The 9,902-nt window shown below is 66.1% G+C and carries 10 protein-coding genes; 7 read left to right on the top strand and 3 right to left on the bottom strand.

Annotated features, from left to right (window positions below; genetic code table 11):
• The first annotated feature begins 230 nt into the window (after positions 1 to 230).
• Complete coding sequence (locus ACK543_RS14530; protein WP_409943545.1) at positions 231 to 1,088, top strand: 3',5'-nucleoside bisphosphate phosphatase; 858 nt, start codon at positions 231 to 233, stop codon at positions 1,086 to 1,088.
• A gap of 104 nt (positions 1,089 to 1,192) precedes the next feature.
• Complete coding sequence (locus ACK543_RS14525; protein ID WP_409943544.1) at positions 1,193 to 1,831, top strand: L-threonylcarbamoyladenylate synthase; 639 nt, start codon at positions 1,193 to 1,195, stop codon at positions 1,829 to 1,831.
• A gap of 65 nt (positions 1,832 to 1,896) precedes the next feature.
• On the opposite strand, the gene ACK543_RS14520 is transcribed toward ACK543_RS14525, so the two are convergent.
• Positions 1,897 to 3,750, bottom strand: coding sequence for a M48 family metalloprotease (locus tag ACK543_RS14520; protein WP_409943543.1), 1,854 nt, complete (start codon positions 3,748 to 3,750; stop codon positions 1,897 to 1,899).
• Between the two features lie 47 nt (positions 3,751 to 3,797).
• On the opposite strand from ACK543_RS14520, the gene ACK543_RS14515 reads away from it, so the two are divergent.
• Positions 3,798 to 4,058, top strand: a complete 261-nt coding sequence (locus tag ACK543_RS14515; protein ID WP_409943542.1) for a DUF1653 domain-containing protein — start codon at positions 3,798 to 3,800, stop codon at positions 4,056 to 4,058.
• A gap of 252 nt (positions 4,059 to 4,310) precedes the next feature.
• On the opposite strand, the gene purN is transcribed toward ACK543_RS14515, so the two are convergent.
• Positions 4,311 to 4,895: a phosphoribosylglycinamide formyltransferase gene (gene purN / locus ACK543_RS14510; RefSeq protein ID WP_409943541.1), complete on the bottom strand. Its 585-nt coding sequence runs from the start codon at positions 4,893 to 4,895 to the stop codon at positions 4,311 to 4,313.
• A 21-nt stretch (positions 4,896 to 4,916) separates the two neighbouring features.
• Between purN and ACK543_RS14505 the strand changes: the two genes are divergently transcribed.
• The 3 genes from ACK543_RS14505 to ACK543_RS14495 all read left to right on the top strand — a co-directional run bounded on the left by ACK543_RS14505 (position 4,917) and on the right by ACK543_RS14495 (position 8,096).
• Positions 4,917 to 5,621 carry a YceH family protein gene (locus tag ACK543_RS14505; RefSeq protein ID WP_409943540.1) on the top strand — a complete coding sequence of 235 codons (705 nt, stop codon included), beginning with the start codon at positions 4,917 to 4,919 and terminating at the stop codon, positions 5,619 to 5,621.
• Positions 5,622 to 5,668: 47 nt separating this feature from the next.
• Positions 5,669 to 6,850 (top strand): acyl-CoA dehydrogenase family protein, encoded by a 1,182-nt coding sequence (locus ACK543_RS14500; protein WP_409943539.1) that lies wholly within the window; start codon positions 5,669 to 5,671, stop codon positions 6,848 to 6,850.
• A 130-nt stretch (positions 6,851 to 6,980) separates the two neighbouring features.
• The gene (locus tag ACK543_RS14495) at positions 6,981 to 8,096 is read left to right on the top strand and encodes an acyl-CoA dehydrogenase family protein (RefSeq protein ID WP_409943538.1); all 1,116 of its coding nucleotides are present in this window, start codon (positions 6,981 to 6,983) and stop codon (positions 8,094 to 8,096) included.
• Positions 8,097 to 8,125: 29 nt separating this feature from the next.
• On the opposite strand, the gene ACK543_RS14490 is transcribed toward ACK543_RS14495, so the two are convergent.
• A complete protein-coding gene (locus tag ACK543_RS14490; RefSeq protein ID WP_409943537.1) occupies positions 8,126 to 8,683 on the bottom strand; it encodes an HNH endonuclease in 558 nt (185 codons plus the stop codon).
• 166 nt (positions 8,684 to 8,849) lie between these two features.
• Here ACK543_RS14490 and ACK543_RS14485 point away from each other — a divergent pair, with 166 nt between their 5' ends.
• On the top strand, positions 8,850 to 9,899 hold the full coding sequence (locus ACK543_RS14485) for a bifunctional riboflavin kinase/FAD synthetase (protein WP_409943536.1): 1,050 nt from the start codon (positions 8,850 to 8,852) through the stop codon (positions 9,897 to 9,899).
• Positions 9,900 to 9,902 lie beyond the last annotated feature (3 nt).

Here is a 9,902-nt window from a genome sequence, read left to right as displayed (position 1 = left end):
CGGCCGAGCCTGTCCACGCCAGCCCCGCACCCCCCCCGTGCGGGCTGAGCCTGTCGCAGCCACAGCCCCCCCCCCCACCCGTTCGGGCTGAGCCTGTCGAAGCCACAGCCCCCCCCCCCACCCGTTCGGGCTGAGCCCGTCGAAGCCACAGCCCCGCAGCCGTCGCCAAAATGACAGCGGCATGCGCCTCGCCAAGGCGCAAAACGACCGACGCCCGTAAAATCAAAAACGTGCCAAGCTATCTCAACGCCGACCTGCATTGCCACTCCGTGGTGTCCGACGGCACCCTCACGCCCGAGGATCTGGCAAGCCGCGCCAAGGCCCAGGGGGTGGAGCTGTGGTCGCTGACGGACCATGACGAGATCGGCGGGCAGCACCGCGCAGCCGCCGCGGCACGCGCCCAGGGGCTGCCCTACCTCACGGGTACCGAGATTTCGGTGACCTTCGCCAACACGACCGTGCACATCGTGGGCCTGGGCTTCGACCCCGACAATGCCCAACTGGCTGCGGGCCTGGCGGCCACGCGCGGTGGCCGCGGCGAGCGGGCCATGGAAATGGCGCAGCAACTGGCCGCAGTCGGCATACACGGTGCATACGAGGGAGCCCTGCGTTTCGTAGGCAACCCCGCGCTCATCTCGCGCACGCATTTCGCCCGTTTTCTGGTGGAAGCTGGCGTCTGCCGCGATACCCCCGAGGTCTTTCGCAAATATCTCACCGAAGGCAAGCCCGGCTATGTGGAGCACCGCTGGGCCACGCTGGGCAACGCAGTGCGCTGGATCACTGGCGCCGGGGGCATGGCGATCATTGCGCACCCGGCGCGCTACAGATTCACAGCCAACGAAGAATTTGCGCTGTTCAGCGAATTTAAGGCGCATGGCGGCACGGGCGTTGAAGTGGTGACGGGCAGCCACACGACAGCGGAATACGTCACCTACGCGGCCATGGCCCAGGAGTTCGGGCTTGCCGCGTCGCGGGGCAGTGATTTTCACAGCCCTGGCGAGTCGCGCACCGACCTGGGCCAGTTGCCGTTCCTGCCCGGCGAATTGACGCCCGTGTGGGAGCTTTTGCAGGACCGCATCCAGCATTGAGCCCGCGCCCCGGCATGGCAAAAGCGCCGCGCCCGTGGCCCTTTATGACGCGACCGGGATGACTACCAACTGTCGACCCGCACGAAAACAATCACCCTCGCCGCATGGCCCAGTACTTCGAAGTTCACCCCGACAATCCGCAGCCGCGCCTGCTCAAGCAGGCCGCCACGCTGCTGCAAAAAGGCGGCATCCTGGCGGTGCCCACCGATTCGAGCTACGCGCTGGTGTGCCATCTGGACGACAAGGACGCGGTGGACCGCATGCGCCGTATCCGCCAGGTGGACGACAAGCACCACCTTACGCTGCTGTGCCGCGACCTGTCGGAGCTGGCCAACTACGCACGGGTGGACAACCGGCAGTACCGCCTGCTCAAGCTCGGCACCCCTGGCCCGTACACGTTCATCCTGGAAGCCACCAAGGAAGTGCCCCGCAGGGTGAGCCATCCGTCGCGCAAGACGATTGGCCTGCGTGTGCCTGACGGCAAGGGGCTGCAGTTGCTGCTGGAACTGCACGGTGCGCCGCTGCTGGCCACCACCCTGATCCCGGCCCAAGAGACCGAGCCGCTGAACGACCCGCACGAGATTCGCAGCCGGTACGAGAAACTGCTGGACGGCATTGTGGACGCGGGTGCCTGCCCGCTGGAGGCGACGACCGTGGTGGACCTGACGCCCATGGGCTCGGGGGGCGACCCCGTGGTGGTGCGCGCAGGCCGCGGGAGCGTGGAGGCGCTGGGCCTTGAATGACGCGACTGCCATAGGCACACCACGGCCCGCGCCGGGGGCTGCACCCAGACGCACCCCCGCGTGCGTCAGCGCTCAAAGATGGGCTCGAAAGCAGCCCGCTCAATCTTGCCAAGGGTCAGCGACTCTCCCGCCCACAACGCCAGCGCGGGGCCGGACAGGCTGAGGCTGCGTTCGAGCTTGCGGCACAGGCGGTCGCAGCCTTCATGGTTCATGCCGGGAAGCTCCACAAACACCAGGTAGGCGCGGCGCTGCGGATAGTCGCGCAGATTCTTGCGTACGAGCCAGCAGCGTCGTACCGGCGCACAACGCGACAGCTCGGCCTGCACCTCGGTCAGTTCGAACGGACTCAGGTCATGGCGCGTGATCTGGCTGAAAAATGACGTCCCCGAAAGCTCGTCCCAGGCCCGATCCTCTGCCTCCTGGGCGCGCTCAAAGCGCCTGCGCCACTGCTTGAAGGCCGCAGCGTCGTGGTCGACTCCAAGGCGTGGGGTCTCCAGTTCGGCCAGCGCGGCGCGCGCTGCCCAGTAACGGGTGTTGCCACCGGCCTCCCAGAGCCGGTGCAGCAGTGCCATCTTGGCCTCCCTGTCATCCTTATCAAGGCAGGTGACCAGCCCGCGCAGGGCTGGAGGGTACTCGGCGCTGCGCTCCAGAGCCACTTCGTACAGGTCCCGCACGGCGGCCCGCGGGTCTAGCTGGCGCCTCAGGCGCGCCAGCTCCACCAGATCGGCAGCGCTTGCCTGGGGCATGGCGGCTTGCAGCGCCTTCACGCGCTCGCGCACCCGCCCCAGTCGCGCGTGGTGCAGTTTCCATTCCGACGCATGATCGCGGCACCACTGCTTGTCCAAATGCGCCATCCATCGCTTGACTTCGGTGCCGAGCAGCCCGAGTGCGGTGCCGCGTGACCACTCTGGCAGGGCAGGAGCAGTCTCCAGTGCTTCGATGCGGTCGCGCAGTCCAGGGTGGGTGTCTTCCAGGTTGCTCAGGCGTTTGAGGGCCTGGCGCAGCGCATCGTTGGCAAAAGCGGCATCGGGCGGGGCCGCAAGCAGCTTGCGCATCCTGCGGTACGGCCCCACGGGCAGCAAACTGTCAGCCGCAGCACTCCAGTGTGCCCGCCAAAACTCCGCGCGCAGCCAGGCTCCGCGCACCTCGATCTCGATCAGCGCTGCAGCCGTCACCTCGCGCCCTAGCAGGCGCGCAGCGATGCCGTCGGCCTCGTATTCATCCTGGCGCGCCAGTGCAAAGGTCCTGGCCGAAAAGCGCGGAAAGTACCAGCGCATGAACATCTGCGTGGCAGCGGCCACGGGCCCCACGTTGTCAGACAGGCTGTGGTTCAGGCGCATCCATGACAGCCGCGTGCGATAGATCCAGGCTGCAAAACGCCCATGGTCGCCGCGCAGATGGCCATACTCGTGGGCCAGCACGGCCATCAACCGGGGGCGGTCCAGCGCCAGCATCAGCGGCAGACCGATGGTGAGGTGATTGACCGAGCCACCGAGCAGTCCAAAGCGAGGCAGTTGCTGGATGCTTGCGTTGAACTCGTCGTTGAGCGTGACCTTGTGGATGGGCGGGCCCTTGATCTTGCGGCGGATTCGCTCAAGCGCCTCGAACAGGTCGGGGGCATCGAGCGCGGTCACCTCCACGCCTGAAGGCTGGTCAAGCCGCACCCACAGCGCCCGCACGCTCACCCACAACAGTGCGGCGGCGCCCAGCCATGCAAAAACCATGACAATCCGAAACCTGCCCGACAGCAACGCGGGCAGCACCCAGGCCAGAATGCCGATGGCCAGCAAGAGGCAGCCGAGCACCCAGACATAGCCGAGCGCGGCAAACGCAGCCAGGCGCAGCCGGTAGGCTCGGTTGTTGTCAGCACTGTCGTGTTCGCTCAAGCGCACGAGGTGCACAAAATCTGCCTGATCCAAGCGCACCCCTCTCGCGTGGTTGATTTTTGCCAGTCACTATCCTAACCATGAACGACTCCGACCTTCCACCCCTGCCTGACACCCCGCCGCTGGGGCTGTATCGCCACTACAAGGGCATGCTCTACGAAGTGGTCGGCACGGCGCGACACAGCGAAACCCTGGAGGCCATGACGGTGTACCGCGCGCTCTACGGGCAGCGCGGGCTGTGGGTGCGCCCGGCCGCCATGTTTGCAGACCATGTGGTGGTGGACGGCGTGCTGCGACCGCGGTTTGAACGCTGCACCACGGTCACCGGCGAAGACGCCTGAGCCAGCGACGCAATCGCGTTGCGCCAGGGGCGAGCATGGGGTGGGGCATGGCGGCGCGTTTGCCGCGTGTCGAAGCCCCACCAGCGGTTAAGGAACCTCTGCATAACTCCCTGCGGTCTGGGCGGGCCCGGGCTCGGGCAGTCCACGGCGTTGCTTTTCTTGCCAATAGCCGTGCTATTGGCTGCAAAAAGCGCCTTGTGGCCTATCCCGATCCGCACCAGCGCATCCTCGCGAGGGTTATGCAGAGCTTGCTTAAAGCGTTGGCAGCAAGGCGCGGACAGCGCGCGGGTAGATGATGTGCTCCTGGGTCAACACCCGCGCCGCCAGCACATCGGCCGTGTCACCCGGCACAACCGGGACCACCGCCTGATCCAGAATCGGCCCCACGTCCAGCTCGGCCGTGACAAGGTGCACCGTGGCCCCCGCGAATTTGCACCCCGCGTCAATGGCGCGCTGGTGGGTGTGCAGCCCAGTGAATGCGGGCAGGAGCGATGGGTGGATGTTGACCAGCCGCCCCGTGTAACGCTGCACAAACCCGGGCGTGAGGATGCGCATGAACCCCGCCAGCACCACCAGCGCAGGCTGGTAGCTGTCGACGCGCGCCGCCAGCGCGGCGTCAAAGGCCTCGCGGCTTTCAAACGCCTTGTGGTCCAACGCCTCGGTGGCAATCCCCTGGCTGCGGGCAAACGCCAGCCCGGCGGCATCGGCCTTGTTGCTGATCACGGCGGCCACCCGGGCACCGTAGCGCTGCTCCCAGTTCTCCTGCTGCGCGGCGCGGACGATGGCGGCCATGTTGGAGCCGCCGCCTGAGATCAAAATCACAATGTTCTTGTTCATTTGCCGCAGATTATCCCAGCCATGCCCTTCGATCCCACCACCCGCCCCCTGGCCCCCAACGAAGCCCGCGTGCTGGCCACGCTCATGGAAAAGGCGCGAACCGTGCCCGACAGCTATCCCATGTCGCTCAACGGCCTGGTCACCGGCTGCAACCAGAAAACCAGCCGCGACCCGGTGATGCAGCTGAGCGACGCCGATGCCCAGGAGGCGCTGGATTCCCTCAAACTGCTGACCCTGGCGTTTGAAAGCAGCGGCAGCCGTACCACGCGATGGGAGCACAACTTTCAGCGTGGCATCGGCGTTCCCGAGCAGTCCGCCGTGCTGCTGGGCCTGCTCATGCTGCGCGGCCCGCAAACAGCGGGCGAGCTGCGCATCAACGCCGAGCGCTGGTACCGCTTTGCCGATATTTCCTCAGTCGAGGCCTTTCTGGACGAACTGCACGAGCGCAGCGCCGAAAAGGGCGGGCCGCTGGTGACCCTGCTGCCCAGGGCGCCCGGCGCACGCGAGCAGCGCTGGGCGCACCTGCTGTGCGGTCCGGTGGACACCAGCCACGCGGCGGCCGGGACATCCGGCACCCCCACCCATGCCGCGACCGAAGGGCTGCGCGAGCGGGTTCACGCACTGGAGCAGGAAGTGGCCAGCCTGCGCGCCACCGTGCAGCGGCTTTGCGACGAGCTGGGCATCACCCCCGAGCCCGCGCCCATGTCGCAACCCGGACAGGACTGAAACGAACGACCGTGCTACAACGGCGCAGTCACCAGGAGACGCGCTGCATGGATCTCGCATTCACCCCCGAAGAGCAGGCTTTTCGCGAAGAAGTTCGCCGCTGGGTTCAGGCCAACCTGCCCTCGGACATCTCGCACAAGGTGCACCATGCGCTGCGCCTGACCCGAGACGACATGCAGGGCTGGGCCAGGATTCTCGGCAAAAAGGGCTGGCTGGCCTTCGGCTGGCCCAAGGAGTTCGGTGGCCCCGGCTGGACGGCCGTGCAAAAACACCTGTTTGAAGAAGAATGCGCGCTGGCGGGCGCGCCCCGCATCGTCCCCTTCGGCCCCGTGATGGTGGCGCCGGTGATCATGGCGTTTGGCAATGCCGAGCAGCAACGGCGCTTTCTGCCCGGCATCGCCAGCGGCGAAGTGTGGTGGAGCCAGGGCTACAGCGAACCCGGCTCCGGCTCGGACCTGGCCTCGGTCAAAACCCGTGCCGAGCGTGTGGGCGACAAGTACATCGTCAACGGCCAAAAAACCTGGACCACGCTGGGACAGCATGGCGACTGGATGTTCAACCTGGTGCGCACCAGCAACGAAGGCAAGCCCCAGACCGGCATCAGCTTCCTGCTGGTGGACATGAAGTCGCCCGGCGTGACCGTGCGCCCCATCAAGCTGCTCGATGGCGAGTGCGAAGTCAACGAAGTGTTCTTCGACAACGTCGAGGTGCCGGTTGAAAACCTGGTGGGCGAGGAAAACAAGGGCTGGACCTACGCCAAGCACCTTTTGAGCCACGAGCGCACCAACATTGCCGATGTGAACCGCAGCAAGCGCGAGCTCGAGCGCTTAAAACGCATTGCCAAGACCGAAGGCCTGTGGGACGACAGCCGTTTTCGCGACCAGATCGCTCTGCTGGAGGTGGACATCGTGGCGCTGGAAATGCTGGTGCTGCGCGTGCTGTCGGCCGAAAAAAGCGGCAAAAATTCGCTCGACATCGCAGGCCTGCTCAAGATCAGGGGTAGCGAGATCCAGCAGCGCTATGCCGAACTGATGATGCTGGCCGCCGGGCCGTTTGCCCTGCCCTTTATCGAGGAAGCCATGGAAGCCGGCTGGCAGGGCAACTTCCCCGGCGGTGCCACGGCCAACGCGCCGCTGGCATCCACGTACTTCAACCTGCGCAAGACCACGATCTATGGTGGCTCCAACGAAGTACAGCGCAACATCGTCGCGCAGACCGTGCTGGGCTGACGCCCAGTGCGGTCCGCGCAGTGCGCGACAGGACTACTCCCCCGTGCCCCCTCCGCGAGGGGGTTCCAGCCAGAGCTTCGCTGATTGATGAAGGCGCCAAGGCGCCACAAGCCAGCACCAGGAGAGACACATGGATTTCGATTTTTCTGACGACCAGCAACAACTGCGCGACGCCGTCCGCAAGTGGGTGGACAAGGGCTACACGTTCGAGCGCCGCCGCGCCGCCGTGGCTGCCGGTGGCTTTGACCGCGCCGCCTGGAACGAACTGGCCGCATTGGGCCTGACCGCGCTGACCGTGCCCGAGTCGCATGACGGCATGGGCCAGGGCGCGATTGACGCCATGGTGGTGGCCGAGGAACTGGGCCGCGGCATCGTGCTCGCGCCCATTGCGCAATCGTTCATTGCCAGCAGCGTGCTGTCGCGCCACGCCCCTGCCGCCCTGCAGTCGGCGTGGCTGCCGCGCGTGGCCAGCGGCCAGGCGCTGGTGGTGCTGGCCCACCAGGAGCGCAAGGCACGCTACCGCCTGGACGTTTGCGATGCAAAAGCAACTGTTACGCACGACGCGTATGCTATTAACGCTATCAAAAGCATAGTGCCCGCGGGCGATCATGCCGACGCCTTCATCGTGCCCGCGCAGCTCGACGGCCGCATCGCCCTGTTCCTGGTGGAGCGCACCGCCAGCGGCGTCGCCACGCAGGGGTACGTCACGCAAGACGGCAGCCGCGCCGCGCAAGTGCAGTTGGCCTATGCGCCCGCCGCGCTCATCACCACCGATGGCCTGGCCGCGCTGGAGCTGGCGGTGGATACCGGCATTGCCGCTGCCTGCGCCGAGGCCGTGGGGGTGATGGACCAAGCCGCTGCCGTCACCTTCGAATACATGAACCAGCGCAAGCAGTTCGGCGTGCCGCTTGCCAGCTTCCAGGCGCTGCGCCATCGCGCGGCCGACATGAAGATGCAGCTGGAGCTGGCCCGCTCGATGAGCTATTACGCCAGCCTCAAGCTGGGCGCGCCCGCGGCCGAACGCCGCGCTGCCATGGCCCGGGCCAAGGTGCAGCTGGGTCAGTCAATGCGGTTTGTGGGCCAGCAGGCGGTGCAGCTGCACGGCGGCATCGGCGTGACGGACGAATACATTGTGAGCCACTACTTCAAAAAGCTCACGCAACTGGAGATGACCTTCGGCGACACCCTGCACCACCTGGGCGAAGTGTCTGCCCGCATGCAAGACACCGCAGGCGTGTTTGCCTGATGTGAGCGCTCGTCGGCTCGCGCCCTGCTTCAAGCCAGAAGCCGCGACGACTTGGGCACGTGCGCCATCAAAAACTCCATCTGGTCCGCCAGAATGCGCCGGTTGCGCAGGATGAAGTCTTCCCACAGGCTGGGCACGTAGGGCGCATACAGCAGCGGCATATGGGCCTGCTCGGGCGTGCGCGGGCCCTTGCGGTGGTTGCAGGGGCGGCAGGCGGTGACGACATTCATCCAGTGGTCCTGCCCGTTGCGGGCAAAGGGCACGATGTGCTCACGCGTGAGGTCTTCTTCATGGAAGTGCCCGCCGCAGTAGGCGCACACATTGCGGTCCCGCGCAAACAACTTGCTGTTGGTCAGGCTGGGTTTGAGGCCAAAGGGGTTGATGCCGGGCACGCCCTTGGTGCCGATGATGCTATTGACGGCGATGACCGACTGTTCGCCCGTGATGGCGTTGTACCCACCACGGAAACGGGCGATGTGGGCACCGGACTCCCACCGCACCTCGCCTGCGGCGTAGTGAATGACCGCCTGTTCAAGCGAGATCCACGACTGGGGCAAGCCCTGGGCTGACAGTTTCAAGACCTTCAAAACACGCCTCCTGGAACACAAGTACACAAGGAATCGGAACGCTGACGTCTCGCGGGCGCCGTGCGCTGGGCCGCCCATGGGTCACAATATACTCCGATTTCATGACAGATTAGCGTCTTGCGCTTATTGGGAGCGCACCTGTTGCTATCAAATCAATAACAAATCGATGAAGATCTTTCGTGGCTTCCACCATCCGGGCATTGCGCGCGCCTGTGCGCTGACCATTGGCAACTTCGACGGAGTGCACAGGGGCCACCAGGCCATGCTGGCCCTGCTCAGCAGCGAAGCCGCGCACCGGGGCGTGGAAAGCTGCGTTCTGACCTTCGAGCCCCATCCACGGGACTACTTTGCGGGCGCCCTGAACAAGCCCGAGCTGGCCCCGGCGCGCGTGGGCACGCTGCGCGACAAGCTGACCGAACTGGCCCGCTGCGGCGTTCAGCAGGCCGTGGTGCTGCCCTTTGACGCCAGGCTGGCCGCACAGTCGCCCCAGGCCTTCATCGATGAGGTGCTGCTCCAGGGCCTGGGTGCCCGGTATGTGCTGGTGGGCGACGATTTCCGCTTCGGGCGACAGCGCGCGGGCGACTACGCCATGCTCGACGCAGCAGGGCAAAGCCGCGGCTTCGACGTGGCCCGCATGAACTCCTATGAAGTGCGCGGGTTGCGCGTGTCCAGCTCGGCCGTGCGCAAGGCGTTGGCCAGTGGCGACATGGACGCAGCCGCGCGCCTGCTGGGCCGCCCCTACACGATCAGCGGCCATGTGGTGCACGGGCGCAAACTGGGGCGCGAGCTGGGAGCCACCGCTGCCGGCGCGGGCAACGGATTTCGCACGCTCAACCTGCGGTTTGCCCACTGGAAACCGGCCGCCAGCGGCATTTTTGCCGTGCTGGTGCACGGGCTGGGCGCAACACCGCTGCCGGGCGTGGCCAACCTGGGCGTGCGGCCGTCGCTCGACCCAAACGACGTCAACGGCGGCCGCGTCCTGCTGGAGACGCACTGCCTGCAGTGGTCGGCCGACCTGGGCCCCGAAGGGGCGTACGGTAAAATCGTGCGCGTGGAACTGCTGCACAAACTGCACGACGAGCTGAAATACGACAGTCTGGAGGCCCTGACAGCGGGCATTGCCAGGGACTGCGACAACGCGCGCGCGTACTTTGCATCAGCCCGCGCACCACTGCACACCGAGACCCGGCGCCAGACCACGCGCGACCGAATTTGAGGC

This window comes from Acidovorax sp., assembly GCF_046341535.1.
In the GTDB taxonomy this organism is placed as follows: Bacteria; Pseudomonadota; Gammaproteobacteria; order Burkholderiales; family Burkholderiaceae_C; genus Acidovorax.
Note: the sequence above shows the minus strand (reverse complement) of the source record. Positions and strands in the feature narration are given on the sequence as shown.